The organism is Dolosigranulum pigrum ATCC 51524 (genome assembly GCF_000245815.1).
In the GTDB taxonomy this organism is placed as follows: Bacteria; Bacillota; Bacilli; order Lactobacillales; family Carnobacteriaceae_A; genus Dolosigranulum; species Dolosigranulum pigrum.
In genome coordinates this window covers 1,031,174-1,047,507 of record NZ_JH601103.1, presented here as the reverse complement: position 1 = coordinate 1,047,507, position 16,334 = coordinate 1,031,174, and the positions used below count along the sequence as shown (strand labels likewise).

Below are 16,334 nucleotides of genomic sequence, written 5' to 3'. Positions count from 1 at the left end.
AACTCTTCCCTCCCTTTTATCATTCATTAATTCCATTATACAATAAAACGATGGCGCATTAAATAAATGATTGCCTTCCCATAAATATTATAAAAAATTGCCTCATAAATTATCCATTAAGAGTTGACTTCCTCTTAAAATTCTTTAAAATGGAAATAAAATGAAGAATGGAGGAAAAGTATGTTTGATGAACTCTCAAATAAACAAAAAAAGGTGGCCAGCAGTCTCATTGGATTTATTATCGCATTTGGGCTAGGTATAGTCGCAGAACATCAATTAGCCAAAAAACGAACACTAAAGCCAGAGCAAATTCTTAACCAGATGAAACGAGAATTTAAAGTAGATGGCCCTATTGAAGGCTCTTGGATTGAGATGCAGCGAGTGCCTTGGAAAAAATTTACTTACGAAACTTCTGTATACTTCGGTGGTATCACGCGTTATGAAGAAAAAAAACTGGTGCAATATGAATTTATTGTTGATGCCTACACAGGTAGCTTGATCGATATGTACCGCCTTTAAACGCATAAATGATGAATAAAATACCTGATCAAGGCTCGTCAACCAAGTTATTTTGACGAATTGATCAGGATTTTTTTAATTTTTAATGATTAATCGGCGGAAAATGAGCATGTACACGATAAATTCGCTGTCCTTTTTCTGAGAATTTTTCTTCATATTCTGTCATGACATTATCTTCAAAATCACTCGCATGCAAGTCTAGATATACTTCATCCAAGATCATCCCGTATTGTGAAAAACTAGCTAGAGAGTACTCGAATAGTCCTTGATTATCCGTCTTGAAATGTAACTCACCCGACTCATGCAATAACTGTTCATAAACAGCTAAAAAATCTTTATAGGTCAATCGGCGCTTTTCATGCCGATTCTTTGGCCATGGATCACTAAATGTTAAATAAATACGATCTACTTCTCCGGGCGCAAAATAATCTGTCAACACACGACCATTTTCACGTAATAACCACACATTGTCCAAATCTTCTTCTATTTGCTTCTCCAATGCACTGACCATCACGCTCGATTGACGTTCAATACCAATATAGTTAATTTCCGGGTGACGTTTAGCACTTTCAATAATGAACTGACCTTTTCCCATACCAATTTCGATATGGATCGGTTGATCATTACCGAATCGCTCCGCCCACTTACCGCGCAAATTTTCTGGATGATCGGCATCGTGAATGACGTAATTGGGATAATCTGCCAACATATCATTCGCCCAGGGTTTATGTCTTAATCTCACAATCTCATCTCCTTAAAAGAGCGCTAGAATAAAGATTCTAACGCTACACTGTTTCTTCTATCCATTCATTAAGTTGAATAATCATGGCATTCATTTTATGAAAACGACCACTCATATATGCTGCCTTAATATCAAGTAAACTCATCATTAAACGGTACCAGTCTAATCGTCTGCGAAATGCCTCTGTCAATTGAGCATCGTACGCATTAAGCCATTGTTCCGCATCAATCTGCTTGCAGTACCTTGCCAAGTATTGTCCCATATCGTAGGCTGGATCAGCTAAAACAACAGAATCCCAGTCTACCAAATACAATTCATGCTCATCAGACAATAACCAATTCTTATGTGAAGCATCTCCATGACAAACACAATACTCCGAGGGTACTGGCAAAGTATCCAGTTGTTTTTTTAATAACTTGGTTGCTTGGCTAAGTGTCGGATGATATCTTAAATCAGCCGGTAAACCAGTAAAATAGTCAGTCAAACAATCCTCTGCTTGGTAAGTCTGACCACCCACTCGCTTTAACATCTTCTTCAATGTCTCTGAGGCATGAATGCCTTTTAATTTTTGCGCAACTCGTACCATATTCATTTCTGTTTTGTACAAAGTGCGTCCATTGCACCATTTTTGGGCTGTTAAAATATCACCATTGCTCGTTCGTTTCGTCCATACTAGCTTAGGAGATATTCCTTCTAAAGATAATGCCGCCAAGAAGGGGGAGGTATTCCGCTTTAAAAATAACTTTTGTTCATTCTTAATTCCCATATATGCTTGTCCTGTTTCGCCATTTAATGGGTGAAGCGTCCACCCCGTTTCTTGTTCAAAATTCATTATCTCAATCCTTATCTCTTGTATTTTACATCAACTGGTCATCTCTAACGTCCACTTCTTATTTTATAGCCAAACGGACTGTCCGTCAACCGATTAAATGTTCGGATAAGAAGTGTAACTCTTAATTTTTTGCTAAAATCAACCGTGTCCTCTACATTAAAATAGGAATCAGGGACGTAAATAATAAGGTAAATATAAATAAATAAATCCCACAAACAATACAAAATTTAGTCCTAAAATGGTGCTACCTATTGCAAAAGAATGTAATAGCCCTGCACACCCAAACAATCCAGTAACTACAAGTGATAATTGTCTGAGAAAATGCTGCATATCTTGTCTAACTTGCCCCTCCTCTGGTGGATAATAAACAAATTGAGCATGCTTTAGAAGTCTTTCACGTAATGGTAGCAACTGAACAAGAATTAAATAGTGGCTTAACAAGCTAATGATATAAATCATGAATGGCTGTTCAATCAACGTAATAGTCAGTAAACCGATCATAAGTAGTCGAATAACTAACCCACTATATGTTCCCTGTCGAACAAATTCACGGCGCAAATAATAACCAAAGTGACTAACATGTTTGGGCTGTAGCCATTCTATCATTGGATCTAACCAGCGTAAACGACGCGGCTTTTGCTGGATATAAGGTACATCGGTAAACAAATTGAAAAAGTAGTAGATCCGCTGCAGACGAGCTTGCTCACGACTAATTAAAGTTTCAAGGGAAATTTGTATTGTGGCTGGCAACTGAACAAAGCCATAATATACTACTCCGCCGCCTAATAGTAAGCTAATAAAGGCCATTATAATTGCAAAATTGGCACTTAATAGCGTCATCATATACATCATACCACGCAAGAGCCATTTATAATGATTTAAGCGGTGATTCCCACTCATATCTATATAAAATAAATAGGTCACATCGATTGCTTTCAGGCTAAACCACATAAAACAAATAGCGCCTATCTCATACAACCCAAAATGAGCAACTTCCTTCAATATAGGCGTAATAACGATTAAAGTAATCACTGACGGAATCAGATGGATGACATAACTTTTTATTGTTTGGCGTTTATAAATAGCAATATATTCCCTCTCTTTTGGTAGAAGAAATAGAGCATCAGCCGGTTCCAAGTAAGTCGCGGTACTTCCCAAAAAAATTGACATAAACCCAACCGTCAAGGCAATAAAAACTAAATGGGTAGCTGAATCATCAATGGTTTGTAGCCATGTAGAATAGGTATACCCGAGCGCGCCAACAAACAGCACCAAAATTAATATAAAATGATCATTAAAAACTAATTGACCATACTTCACCAGCTGCTTCATATAATGAGCTTGTCGTTTTTTAAACAGTTCATGAAGAGTCATCAGTGATCACCCATCCTTTTCCAACAATTGACGATAAATATCAACTAAATGACCACCTATCAAACCTGTTGCTTGTTGGATATCCAATAATGTACCCACGCATTGTAATTCCCCTTGATGCAAAATCGCAAAACGATCGCAAATTTGTTCCGCATTCATTAACACATGCGTTGACATTAAAATAGCCGTCCCTTTATCTTTACACACTTGAATCAATTGCATAAAATCATGAATCGCTAACGGATCAAGCCCAATAAATGGCTCGTCAATAATTAAGACACTCGGTTCCGTCACCAGTGCACAAATAATCATGACCTTCTGCTTCATCCCTTTAGAAAAATCAGTTGGGAACCAATCTAGGTGTTCAGTTAAACGAAATGTTGCCAAGAGTGGTCGAGCCCGTTGCCATATAACGTCTGATGCAATATCATACGCTAGTGCTGTCATTTCTAAGTGTTCTCTCAAAGTGAGCGCACTATATAACATCGGAGATTCAGGAATATAGGCGAGTGCTTGCCGGTAACTTGCAGGTTGCTCCCTCAATGACTGACCATTGACCAAAATCGTCCCACTAAATGGTTGTAATAATCCCATAATATGTTTCATAGTGGTACTCTTCCCCGCCCCGTTCAATCCAATCAGGCCCATCACTTCCCCACTCTCAATCTTGAAAGTTAAGTGATCAATTACTTTTCGCTGGCCATAACCTCCACTGACTTGCTTCAATTCTAATGACATAAACAAACGTCCTTTCTACACTTCTTTTATGATACCATAGAAAAATAGTTTTTGTAGTGTATTTTTGTTTATCGTTTATGTTACAATGAAACTAATCATTAACGAAATGAGGGATTTTATGACAGACTGTTTATTTTGTGCAATAAAAGAGGAACAAATTCCTGCACGAAAAATTTATGAAGATGATACTGTTTTTGCGATAATGGATATTTCACAAGTCACGCCCGGTCATACTTTAGTCATTCCGAAAAAACATGTTCGTAATATCTTTGATTATGATAGTGAATTAGCTGCAAATGTCTTTTCACGACTTCCTTTAATTGCTAAAGCAATTAAGGCCCATAACAAAGAAGTTAAAGGGATTAATATTTTAGTGAATAACGAAGAAGTCGCTTATCAAACGGTCTTCCACAGTCATATTCATGTTGTACCGCGTTATAGTTCAGAAGATGATTTTGGCCTGCAGTTTGCGGATCATTCGGATGATTACAGTGATGATGAGCTAGATGCCATCAAACGACAATTAATTCAAGCAATAGAGGAGGAAACCGCATGAGTTTTTTACTAGGAACATTAGCCGGTGTTGCCCTCGGTGGTGTTTGGGGATTAGCTAAAACACCTAAAAGTGGCGCAAAAAACCAAGAAGATATAAAAACATACTTCAAAACGATTGAAGAAGAATCACAATCCTTTAAGGCAGAAGCTAACAACTTAAAGGATGCGATTGTCGCTATTCAAGAAGAAATTTCATACTTGCAAGGCCCTGTAAAAGAGGAAGTCGAAGAACTTGTCGATAACTTTACAAGAGAGGCCCAACCCCGATTAAAATCCATTCAGCGTCACCAAGCTAAACTACAACAAACTATCGAAAATATGTCCGAAAAACTAGAGGACTAAACTTGAATATATAAACTATTCAATAAGCCGGCCACTCTGCTTACTTTAGAGTGACCGGCTTATTCATTATTATTTAAATGACAAATCTACTGACTATTCTTTATTTTCTTCTGCGTCCTTATCTTCCTTGTTCTCATCTTTAGTATCTGCGTCTTGACTTTCTTTATTGTCATCTTGCTGAGATTGTTCCTCTTTTGATTGGTCTTCAGCTGGTTTTTCGTTAGCAGCAGGGTCTTCTACCTGTTCTTCTTCACCTGGTTGAGCAATAAATTGAGCGACAGCATTTTGTAAGTCTTCATCTGCAATTTGAACATTCGCTTCTTGAATAAGTTCGGACAAGACCTTATTAATAGTTGCACCATCTCGCATCAGTTTTTCTTGCACATAATCAGAGGTCGCTTCATCTTTTACCTCTTCGAAAGGCTTCACTTCACCTTTCGTAATCATCTTAATAATGTGGTAACCGAATTGCGTCTTAACTGGTTCTTCAGTCATTTCGCCTTCTTCTAATTGTAAAGCTGCTTGTTCGAATTCAGGTACCATCTGACCAGATTGTAATTCGTATTCCCCGCCATTTTCAGCACTACCTGGATCAGTTGAATGTTCTTTAGCTAATTCAGCAAAGTCCGCTCCATCGTTTAATTCCTTGATTAATTCCTTAGCTTGATCCTCTTCTTTTACTAAAATATGGGCAACTTTTGTGCCTTCAGGGACTTGTGATTCGTGATATGCTTTCACATCTTCTTCAGAAAATTCAGACTTATCTTTCACCGCTTCAGCTAAGAGTAAGTTTGTTTTTACAGAATCTTTCACAACTTGTAAGGTTTGACCACGTTGTTGAAGCAATTCTTCTAATTTTTCGCGTCCACCTGATTGTTCAGCTAATTTATCAATCTCTGCTTCAATTTCTTCATCAGTTACTTGATCGCCATAGCTTTCTTCCAAAATTGTTTCAATTAACATCTGTTGTAGGACGATTTCACCAAATTTACCTTGCTCTGATTGGTGCGTTTTCAATCGCTCATAGAATTCATCTTGACGAATGCGACCTGCTGTAGTTGAAGCAACTTCTGGATTGTCTGCACAACCAGCAATTAACAGTGCTGAACCAATAGCTGTTCCGAGTAATAACTTCTTCATTTTCATAATCTTATACACACTTCCCAATTTTAATATTTTATCCAACATTTTCTTTATGTCCAAAACTAAATATACCATACTTTAGTTCAAAATTAAAATGATGTTGCAAATTTACTAAGTTTATTTATCTTTTTGTTACATTTTAGTATTATATGATCATTTTTGAGCTGATATGACTGTTAATCTTCAGTGGGCTTGTAGAAGCGACGATTATCCAGTGCCCAAACTTGATTAGAAAAACTACCTGGTTCTACTTTTTCCAAGGTGCTATCAACCATGTTCATCGTTGCATCAATCATATCAATCTGGTGCAAGATTTCTGCTTCCTTCAACTGCGGACGAACCGGTGAACCGTATTCAAGCTTACCGTGATGCGCTAAGACCATATGTTTTAATAACAACACATCTTCCGCTCTATCATCAATCGATAGGGTCTGACAAGCTTTTGTAATTTCTTCTGATATTATAACAATGTGACCGACTAAATTTCCTTCCAGCGTATACTGAGTTGCAGTCGGTCCGGTTAGTTCAATGACTTTTCCTAAATCATGTAAAATCAAGCCAGAGAATAGGAGAGATTTATTAATACTTGGATAAATCTCCGTTAAAGATTGTGCAATCTTCAGCATGGTCACTGTATGATAGGCTAATCCCCCGTAAAAAGCATGATGATTTGCTTTAGCAGCAGGTGACTGAAAGAATTTCTTCTGATAGCGATTCATAAGTTCACGCACAATGCGATTCATAGTTGGATTTGTAATTTCAAAAATTACTTTATTTAAATAATCAATCATTTCTTCTTTTTTTAGAGGGGCACGCTTCACATATAGTTCTGGATTATTCGGCTCACTGTCATCTGTTAGGCGCAATGTATGAATCCGCAGTTGAGGTGTTCCTTTATATTCATCGCGCTTCCCTTCTAGATAAACCACTTGCCCTTCTTGAAATTTTTCAACATCTTCTGTAGTGGCATCCCAGTGATTACCAATCATTTCTCCTGATCTGTCTTGAAAAGTAAATGAAATAAATAATTTTCCATTGCGAGTTGTTTTTTCTTCCGCTGTTTTAATTAATAAGTAAAGTTCAACGCGATCATTCATCGCATAGTCATATAACTGTTTACTCATGTGTTTTGCTCCTTTGTAGTCGTGTCAGTTGTTCTTCCGGTAAGCGTTCTAACAGCTCCTCATCAAACGTAAATAGTAATACTTGATGAGTTTCGGCTAATTCTTCAATTATATTATACATAATGTGACGGCGATTTGCATCCAGATTTACGAAGCCATCATCAATGATAATCGGCAATTGTAACAAATTCGCTTGATGCTGGATAAACGCAAACCGAAGCGCGATATAAAGTGGCTCCGCCGTTCCGCGTGATAATTCTGAAATAGTATACGTTCGCTGATCTTGCGTCAATACAGTAATTGTCGTCTCATCCAGTCGAATCGCTTGATATCTCTCCTCTGTTAGGCGCTTAAAATAAGCCGAAGCTTGTTCGATAATATACGGCAAATGATCATTGACGCCAAAGCGAATCGTCTGTTGCAATAACTTGTGAGCGGTTCGCTGAATCAACCACTCATCAATATATGCTTGTAATTCACTCTTTTTGTTCTCGAAAGCCTGCAGTAAATGTGAATATTGCTTTCCGTCTTCCAATTGTTCGAGGTCATATTTAGCTGAGAATTTAGTCTCTAAATCGGCTTCTTTTTTATCCTCTAACGTCTTTATTTCCTCTTGATAAGCCTTTATTTTTTGGGTAAGCTCCTCCAGAGAGTTCACTGGATATTGTGTCAGATAATCATTAAATCGTTCTGATAAATGCTTCGCCCGTTCTTTATTATGTTGGTACTGCTCTGTTTGTCTCTGTTGATCATAAAAAGCTTCATCACTTGCCACTTGGTATTGTTTAAATAATTGCTTCTTTTGCTTGTTTAACTGTTCTTCTTCATGAGCCATCTCTAGGAGTTGTTCAGATAGATGATTCTGTTGTTGATCGAATTCAGTCATGGTTTGCTTTTCTTGCTCAATTTTTTGGAAAAAATAATTTAAATTTTCCAAACGCAAATCAGGTGTATGATTATTAGGTAAAACAGCTGATAACTGTTGAGCGGGGGCTGTTTTTTCAGATAAGGATTGTTGTATTTCTTCATACGCTACTGCCCATTGATTGATATGATCTTGCACTGCTACAATAGCATCCACTTGCTCCTTCTTGGCTGGCAAATCCAGAATGGCCATCGACTCGGGTATGTTCTGTTCGGTTCTGAAATCGATTAAATATTGTTGAATAATCTCTGATCTGCTCGTCACTTCTTGTTCTTGTTGCGCTAACTGATGGTATTGGCTACTTAATTCATCTAATTCAGCCAAAGTTTCTCGCCATTGCTCTTTTGATTGATGAGAAGATTTTTTCCCGAGCGCAATACTCAACATCACCACACTTGTTACCAAACCTACTATGCCGAATATACGGCCTATATTATTCGAAAACAAAGCAATTGTGCTAAGTAGTCCGACTATTGCCCATACGATATTTTTCCCAGTGAGATAGGACTGGCCTGTTTCCCAAGTTGCTTCCAATTGGTCTGCTTTCTTTTGTGTATGGGTTATATGATAAGCTATTTTATCTTGTTGACGTTCTATAGTTGCCTGTACCGATTGAATCTCACGCAATTCTTCTACCCATTGAATCAACTGGTCTTGTTGTTCAAGCGACCAGGGTTCAATCATCTGTGCTTGGTCGAAGTTCAGTTGTTCTTGACTAATTAACTGCTGCAATTCTCGCTCAAGTGAGTCTAACTTTACTTCTAGAACATGTTTTTCTTGCTGCAAATCTGCTAACTGTGGTAATTGTTGTTTTAACAGCTTGTATAGCGATTTGTGATCAAGATAATGCTCATACAAGCTTGAAATATTATACGTTTGTTTTAACTGAGCTAATTCGGTATGTTTGGTCCGTATGTGCTCTTGAATAACTTCTAATCGTTTGTTAAGTTGTAAAAATTCAATTCGATCATCTTCTGTAACTGGTCGAAATTCATTCGTAGCTAAGGTTTTATTCAATTCAGATAACGCTTCAATCTCTGCCCAGTGTTGTTTCATATATGTCAAGTCTTCTACTTTAGACTTCAGCGATTGTAGCTTATATTCAAGTTGTCGAAGTGCTTCGACCGCATCTGAAGCTTGGTCTAAGAGGGTTAAATATTTGACATTTTCTTCTTTGGCTTTTTGGAGTTGTTTAGCTTGCTCCGCCATTTGTGAAGTATAAGCATTAATAACAGGAACGCGTCCTTGTTTTTTATACAACGAACGTGCTTGGTCATAAAACTGATCCGCCAATGTTAAGTAAGATTTTGCCCCCAGAGCGCTCGCACTAATAAAGTGTTCCTTCACCTCTTCTGATGTCAATGAATAAATATGCTCTAAATCTGTCAAATTAAACGAATAGAAAGCTTGATACATCGTCATATCCATATTATAAAGTAATTTTTTTAATAAATTTTCTGATGTCAGTTGTTGATCGGCCAATTGAAGTGTTAATTCACCTGAGGATTTACGCCCATCAACCCGTTCAATATAACCCGAGCCAAAATCTTCATGTTGGAACATAATCCGCCCCCCATACCGACTACTCTCATACGGCTCATAACGTAATCGTGAGCTGTTTCGAGGAGGAAACCCGTATAAAATACTATGAATAAAGGAGATGAGTGTTGATTTTCCTGATTCATTCGGCCCCCAAAAGACATGTAATCCATTAGATAGGTTGAATGACTGATCAATCCACTTACCATAACCGTAAATATGTAGTTGTGAAAGCTTCATTGATGCTCCTCCTATTCATTATCCACTAAGGCCTGTTCAATTGCTTGAATGGCTTGTTGTTTAATCCGTTCTTTAAAGTCATGATCCCAATCTTGTTGCCAATATTTCAGTGGAACTTGTGTTTGTAACTCTTGTTGCAATAATGTAAAATGATCGTCATCGGTCACTGAATGAATCGCTTTTTGCCAAGCAGACGGATAGCGCTCAATAAAAGAATCAATTAAATGTTGATCTGATTGCTTCTCGCACGTTATATGAGTTATCCAATAATCAGAACTGTCTATTAATTGATTGATTTGATCAGTTGTTAACATAGAAACGAGAGCAGCATCTAATTCTTCAAATTGACAAGTTAAATCAATGAGATATCGTTTATTCGCTTGCCGTTCAAGTTGTTCATGAAGGATTTGTGTTATTTTATTTAGGGCTTGTTGCAAGCTAGTTGCTCCAGACATATTTACCGTAATAGCTTCCCAAATTATGGGAGCAGCTGAGATAAATTCAGGATGACACTGCCCTTGCTCACACTTCACGAGATAACATCCTTTATCTCCCAATTCCTTACGATGACAGCCTTGAATGTTTCCAGAGTAATATGCTGGCAAACTCGAATGGATTGAACCCCGCTTATGAATATGGCCTAAAGCTAAATAATCATAATTAAGACGTCTCACATCTGCTACTGAAAAAGGAGCATAGACACTGCTAGGCGTTTCAATTCCTTGACAGTTTCCGTGCAATAAACCAATATGATAATCAGCCGTTATATCTCTTGGTGGATATTTTTGTAAGCGGTTATCTTTAATGTGCTGTTGATCATAACTGAAGCCACTAATGGCCACTGTCTCTCCTTGAGCTGATTGATAATAAACGGTCTCCGGTGTTTCATCAAAGATATGCACATTTTCGGGCATATCGATATACAAATATTGTCGATCGATAAAATCATGATTCCCATAAATTATGTATACATTGATCTGCGCTGTATTTAATCGCTTAAATTGTTCTCTTAAAAAGGTTTGGGCACGAATACTGCGCTCAGATGCATCGTACAAGTCCCCAGCTATTACGACAAAATCTACAGCATTCTTAATCGCCTGCGACACAATTTGCTCGAAAGCTTGAAATGTTGAGTTCTGAACTGCCTCAAACCATTCGTCAGATAAGTGAATTAATCCCTTAAAGGGACTATCTAAATGTAAATCTGCCGCGTGAATAAATGAAACCATCAGATACCTCCTTAACAATTGTAGAATTTCATTACTAGATTTATATGTAATAAAAGAGCCCTGAAACAGAGCTCTTTTACGCGTGAACTTATTAGTTGTCTTCTGAGTTTTCCGCTTCATCCGGCACAACACTTAAATCAGGTTGCTTAGGTTGATTGGCTTGGTATAGCTCTTGAATTGGTTTCAAGGCAATTTGATTGATTTCTTCAATCATTTGACCAAGTTCTTGCTCAGCTTGAATTAACTCAGATAATACATCGTTGTTGCCAACTTTTTGTGATAATTCTTGTGCTTGTTTTGCTTCATCTTCTCCGATTTCTTGACCTGTCATTTGTTTCTGTTGTAAGGTCTGTTGTGTTAATCGGAACTGATCGAACAAGGCTTTTGCTTCATCATCCTTCTGAAGGGTTTCAAAAGCTTCCTCAAGTTTCTTGTACTGATCAGTCTTACGCAAATCACGCTCTAATTGATTGGCTGCATCGTAAATATTAACTGACATTATTCCACTCCTTTAATAAGTTTTCACTTCGTCAGTATAGCATGAATGATAAGAGAACTCAAACTTATTGGCCTCTAAAGCGTCTAATATCTTCCTCAATCGCTCTCAGCCCATCTTGGAAACGCTCAATTCCTCTTTGAATCGATTCATTAGCATCCCGTAAAGCGGGCTCAGCAGCGTCTCTAAATTGATCGAAGAACTCAAATCCACTCGTATTATTAGGTTGTTCTTCAACAGGCACATCTACAGCAAATTGACTCTGTGTCGTATAAGGTAGTATGCGGGCTAATTCATCATGGATAATCTGACCTGTACCATAGACCGCGATATCATCAATATAGTGTTCTTCCGTCGTATCATCAAAGCCCATCCACGTTGCAACAACAACATCAGGTGTATAGCCGACTACCCATTGATCGGTTACACCGGGTTGACCATCTGCTCGCTCGGTTGTTCCTGTTTTTCCAGCAACACGGTACCCACTTGGAGTAATTTCAGAAGAATAAGCATTCAGTAGCATCCGATTCATTTCATCATTAACCGCCGTGGACATCACTTTTGTTTGTTTAGGGTTTGTATTATCTACAATGACTCTTCCGGTTGCATCGACAATTTGAGTAATAAAGTGTGCGTCCATTCGTACACCATTGTTTGCAAAAGCACCGTAAGCAGCTGCTAATTGAACAGGCGATACACCTTTAGCCATTCCCCCTAAGGCGACGCTTCCTAGATGTTTATCTTCATCTGCAATTTTAATGCCAAATTTTTTCAGCATGGCCACGCCTTTATCGATACCAATTTCATTAAGTAACCAAACTGCTGGCTGATTCAAACTTTCTTGAAGCGCATAATTCATGGTCACTTCACCTAAATATTGATCATGGTAGTTTTTAGGGGTGTAATCAGTTGGCCCATAACTCTGCAATTGATCTGGCAGGATAGATTCGGATGTATAGCCTTGCGCAACAGCTGGAGCAAAAACGCCAAGAGGTTTCATCGTTGATCCGGGCTGTCGTCGCATCTGTGTTGCCCGGTTGAAGCCGCGCAAGGTATATTCCCCGCGTCCACCCACGATAGCTGATACGCCTCCTGTGACCGGGTTAATAGCAGCAGAGGCACTTTGCGCTGGCGTACCATCTGTTGCTTGAGAGAATAAGTAATCTTGTTGATAGGTCATATCCATTTGTTGCTGGTAGTTCTGATCCAACGTTGTATAGATGGTATAACCACGGTTCAATAAGTCTTCTTCATCTATCCCATAACGGTTAATGGCTTCATCTATGACTGCATCGAAAAAATAAGGGTAACGATAATCATTATGTTCTTCATATGCATTGACTAGCTCAAGACCGTATTGCGTTAACTCATTGAACGTCTCTTGCGTAATCACTTCTGTCTCAACTAAGACACTTAGGACTGTATCACGTCGATTAATCGCTGCTTCATAGTTATCAATAGGATTATAATAACTTGGCGCTTTCAACATGCCAGCTATCATAGCCCCTTCTGAGATAGACACATCTGATGCTGACTTGCCAAAATAACGCAACGAGGCATCTTCCACGCCCCAAACCCCATTTCCGAAGTATGCATTATTTAGATACATTTCTAAAATTTCTTCTTTTGAATAATGTTTTTCGATTTCGATGGCTAAAAATAATTCCTGCAACTTACGTGTGAACGTTTGGTCTGCCGATAAGTACGCATTTTTAGCTAATTGTTGCGTTAAGGTACTTCCTCCCCCAGCAATTCCTCCAGCCATCACGGACCGAACTGCTGCTCGACCGATCCCAATTACATCAAACCCGCGATGATCTTCAAATCGGCGATCCTCTGTTGAGATAACAGCTTCTTGAATATTAGGCGAAATAGCTTCTAACTCAACAAACGTTCCTTGCTGTGAGTAAAGCGACCCAGCCGTCTCTCCACGAACATCAACAATCGATGTCTTCTGTTCTAAACCGGCCTGAAGTGTATTAACATTCGCCGCTCGTGCTAAGAAGTTCAAGTAAATACTGAAAATCAAGGCGACTATTAATACAGACAAAATCGACACTTTTGTTAAGTGGTATTTTTTCCAAATTTTCTTAAACCACTTCCAAAACCGAATACATCCATCTTTAAATTGTTGCAGCACCTCAGCATCTTTCATTTTTACACCTCAATTTACTTGAAAGTTATAGCGAATTAGTCATCTTCATTATACGCATCCTTCGATAGTCGAACATCCATCCTAAGTCTGATTTTTTATGCCTGATCCCATTCTACGGCAACTTTTCTAAATTTATTTAAAATTTCTTGGACTTCTTCAAGATTTTCAGCGTTTGCACCACTGGCTAGTGGGTGTCCGCCACCATTATGTTCTTTGGCAATTGTATTAATAATTGGGCCATGAGAACGTAAGCGACAACGATAAGTGCCATCCGGTTGCTCAACAAAAATCCCCCAACATTTCACTCCAGAGATTGGGCCCGGTGTACTAACCACTGCATTCGTATGTTCATCTTCCAAGCCTAACGAATGTAGGAATTCCTGAGAGAGAATCAAATGACCGACCCCTTCTGGTGAAACTTTGGTATGCTCTAATGTGTACCCTTGCAAACGGGCAACAGCTGGTGGCATTTCGTATAATTTGCGGAGAACCACCGTATGATCGAAATCAAAGCTTAACAAATCTGCAGCTATTCGCATCGTCTGTGGTGTAGTATTATTATATTGGAATCGACCAGTATCTCCCACAATTCCAGCATACAGTAGGCGTGCTCCTTCATTATTTAACGTTAATTCATCTTTAAACGTTTGCCAAAAATCAGTAATCATTTCGGACACACTGCTAGCTGATGTTCGAATCCATTCAATTGAGCCATAGGAATCGTCTTTAGGGTGATGATCAATTTTGATTAGATCAGCTCCCTCGTTATAGTATTCTCCATCAATTCGCGCAATATTAGCGGTATCTGTTACAATAACTAATGCATCTTCATAATCCGAAATCGTGATCGGTTCATATGTATGCAAGAAGTTTAAACTTTCGCTACCTTCTCCCGCATATTTAACCGTTTTTTCCGGAAAGCTAGCTTTAATTAATTCTCCTAGGCCAACTTGTGAGCCAATTGCATCGGGATCTGGGCTGACATGGCGGTGAATGATAATATTATCCCATTGTTTGATTTTTTCCAATATTTGTTCCATAAGTTGTTTTTCTGTTAGTGTCATAAGTATCTCTCCTTATATTTAATCGATGTATTGACAGGTAATTAGCGCTTTCGCTGCTAGTCCATTCATATCAATCACTTCAACATCCATTCGGGCAAATCGCCTTGATTCATCAAAAATAGTGGGCTTAATAATGACTTCTGCACCTAATTGAATGAGCTTGAAGTAATGAAGTTGAATTTGTTCAATACTAATATTATTCACCCGGTTCTTCGCTAGCATGATTTGGCTCGTTGATGTAATAATTTCAGTTAAAACGCCATAAGAAATCGTCCCCAGTTGGTTCGTCATTTGTGGCGAAACAGTGAAAGTGAACTGATCGTTGCCGACATCTTCAATTAATGTTCTCACTTGATCCAAAATTGTATCATGAATATGGGCTTGTTGTTGCTGTGACTGCATGGCTTTCATAATGTCTTGGCGTGATATAATGCCGGTCAATGTTAAATCATCCTCAATAACTGGCATAAATTCCAACCCTTCCCAAATCATCATATGAGCAGCCGTCGCAACACTCATGTACGGTTTAGCAACTTTAGCTTCACGTGTCATAATCGTATCAAGTGGTGTGTTATCTTCTTTACCAATAATATCGCTGGCTGAGATCACTCCCACGAGGCGATTTTGGTGATTAATAATCGGAAACTTAGAGTGGCCATCTTTTCGATTAAGTACTTTGTAATCAAAGACTGTTCCTTTTGCCAAGAGATAATCTGTATCTTCCATTCGCGTATAGATATGGCTCACTAACAAAATTTCCTTCTTAATTAATTGATCTGACATTGCGCGGTTAATCATTGAAGATACGGTAAATGTATCGTAAGAAGTTGACATCAGAGGCAATGCCAACTCATTAGCCAATTCGATGATCGCTTGATCTGCTTTGAACCCACCAGTAATTAAGACTGCCGCTCCCGTTTCCAAAGATAACTTCTGGGCTTCTTGTCGGTTACCGATAATCATTAACGAATGATCTGCCAAGTAGCGCTCCATTGCTTCTTCTGTCATCGCCCCGATAAAAAAACGATTCAGTGGTTTATCTAAGCCAGCTTCTCCGCCTAATATTTCACCGTCAATAATTTTTAAGATTTCACTGAAGGTTAACGTATTAATTTTTTGTATATCGCGTCCATCGATTCGAATAGTTCCAACACGTTCAATCGTTGTGACTAATCCCGAATCCTCGGCACTCTTAATAGCACGATAAGCAGTTCCCTCACTCACGTCTAATTCTTTGGCAATCTTTCTTACGGACAATTTTTGACCAATCGGGAATGCTTCAATATAATTTATAATCTTATTATGTTTTGTTGTCAT

At 38.4% G+C, this 16,334-nt stretch carries 15 protein-coding genes; 3 read left to right on the top strand and 12 right to left on the bottom strand.

Features of this window, described 5'->3' with window-relative positions; translation table 11 throughout:
• Positions 1–180: 180 nt before the first annotated feature.
• Positions 181–519: a PepSY domain-containing protein gene (locus HMPREF9703_RS04830; RefSeq protein ID WP_004636064.1), complete on the top strand. Its 339-nt coding sequence runs from the start codon at positions 181–183 to the stop codon at positions 517–519.
• Positions 520–601: 82 nt separating this feature from the next.
• Here HMPREF9703_RS04830 and trmB read toward each other — a convergent pair whose 3' ends face one another.
• The 4 genes from trmB to HMPREF9703_RS04810 form a co-directional block, all read right to left on the bottom strand.
• Positions 602–1,261 (bottom strand): tRNA (guanosine(46)-N7)-methyltransferase TrmB, encoded by a 660-nt coding sequence (gene trmB / locus HMPREF9703_RS04825; RefSeq protein WP_004636063.1) that lies wholly within the window; start codon positions 1,259–1,261, stop codon positions 602–604.
• A 43-nt stretch (positions 1,262–1,304) separates the two neighbouring features.
• Complete coding sequence (locus tag HMPREF9703_RS04820) at positions 1,305–2,093, bottom strand: phosphotransferase family protein (RefSeq protein WP_004636062.1); 789 nt, start codon at positions 2,091–2,093, stop codon at positions 1,305–1,307.
• Positions 2,094–2,261: 168 nt separating this feature from the next.
• The gene (locus HMPREF9703_RS04815) at positions 2,262–3,467 is read right to left on the bottom strand and encodes an ABC transporter permease (protein WP_004636061.1); all 1,206 of its coding nucleotides are present in this window, start codon (positions 3,465–3,467) and stop codon (positions 2,262–2,264) included.
• Positions 3,468–3,473: 6 nt separating this feature from the next.
• Entirely contained in the window at positions 3,474–4,205 is a 732-nt protein-coding gene (locus HMPREF9703_RS04810) for an ABC transporter ATP-binding protein (protein WP_004636060.1), read from the bottom strand.
• A gap of 118 nt (positions 4,206–4,323) precedes the next feature.
• On the opposite strand from HMPREF9703_RS04810, the gene HMPREF9703_RS04805 reads away from it, so the two are divergent.
• Together HMPREF9703_RS04805 and HMPREF9703_RS04800 are read left to right on the top strand one after the other, a co-directional pair.
• Positions 4,324–4,761: an HIT family protein gene (locus HMPREF9703_RS04805; RefSeq protein ID WP_004636059.1), complete on the top strand. Its 438-nt coding sequence runs from the start codon at positions 4,324–4,326 to the stop codon at positions 4,759–4,761.
• Entirely contained in the window at positions 4,758–5,102 is a 345-nt protein-coding gene (locus tag HMPREF9703_RS04800; RefSeq protein WP_004636058.1) for a YtxH domain-containing protein, read from the top strand. Before HMPREF9703_RS04805 ends, HMPREF9703_RS04800 begins: the two co-directional genes overlap by 4 nt.
• Positions 5,103–5,195: 93 nt before the next feature.
• Here the strand turns inward: HMPREF9703_RS04800 and HMPREF9703_RS04795 are convergent, their stop codons facing one another.
• From HMPREF9703_RS04795 to HMPREF9703_RS04760, 8 genes are all read right to left on the bottom strand, one after another.
• On the bottom strand, positions 5,196–6,248 hold the full coding sequence (locus HMPREF9703_RS04795; protein WP_167535651.1) for a peptidylprolyl isomerase: 1,053 nt from the start codon (positions 6,246–6,248) through the stop codon (positions 5,196–5,198).
• Between the two features lie 173 nt (positions 6,249–6,421).
• Complete coding sequence (locus HMPREF9703_RS04790) at positions 6,422–7,369, bottom strand: 3'-5' exoribonuclease YhaM family protein (protein WP_004636056.1); 948 nt, start codon at positions 7,367–7,369, stop codon at positions 6,422–6,424.
• Positions 7,362–10,073: an ATP-binding protein gene (locus tag HMPREF9703_RS04785; protein WP_004636055.1), complete on the bottom strand. Its 2,712-nt coding sequence runs from the start codon at positions 10,071–10,073 to the stop codon at positions 7,362–7,364. Before HMPREF9703_RS04785 ends, HMPREF9703_RS04790 begins: the two co-directional genes overlap by 8 nt.
• A gap of 11 nt (positions 10,074–10,084) precedes the next feature.
• Positions 10,085–11,302 carry a metallophosphoesterase family protein gene (locus tag HMPREF9703_RS04780; protein WP_004636054.1) on the bottom strand — a complete coding sequence of 406 codons (1,218 nt, stop codon included), beginning with the start codon at positions 11,300–11,302 and terminating at the stop codon, positions 10,085–10,087.
• Positions 11,303–11,393: 91 nt separating this feature from the next.
• Positions 11,394–11,801 (bottom strand): YlbF/YmcA family competence regulator, encoded by a 408-nt coding sequence (locus tag HMPREF9703_RS04775; protein ID WP_004636053.1) that lies wholly within the window; start codon positions 11,799–11,801, stop codon positions 11,394–11,396.
• A gap of 64 nt (positions 11,802–11,865) precedes the next feature.
• Positions 11,866–13,953, bottom strand: a complete 2,088-nt coding sequence (locus HMPREF9703_RS04770; RefSeq protein WP_004636052.1) for a PBP1A family penicillin-binding protein — start codon at positions 13,951–13,953, stop codon at positions 11,866–11,868.
• Positions 13,954–14,048: 95 nt separating this feature from the next.
• Positions 14,049–15,017, bottom strand: coding sequence for a DHH family phosphoesterase (locus HMPREF9703_RS04765; protein ID WP_004636051.1), 969 nt, complete (start codon positions 15,015–15,017; stop codon positions 14,049–14,051).
• A gap of 18 nt (positions 15,018–15,035) precedes the next feature.
• A complete protein-coding gene (locus HMPREF9703_RS04760) occupies positions 15,036–16,334 on the bottom strand; it encodes a DRTGG domain-containing protein (protein ID WP_004636050.1) in 1,299 nt (432 codons plus the stop codon).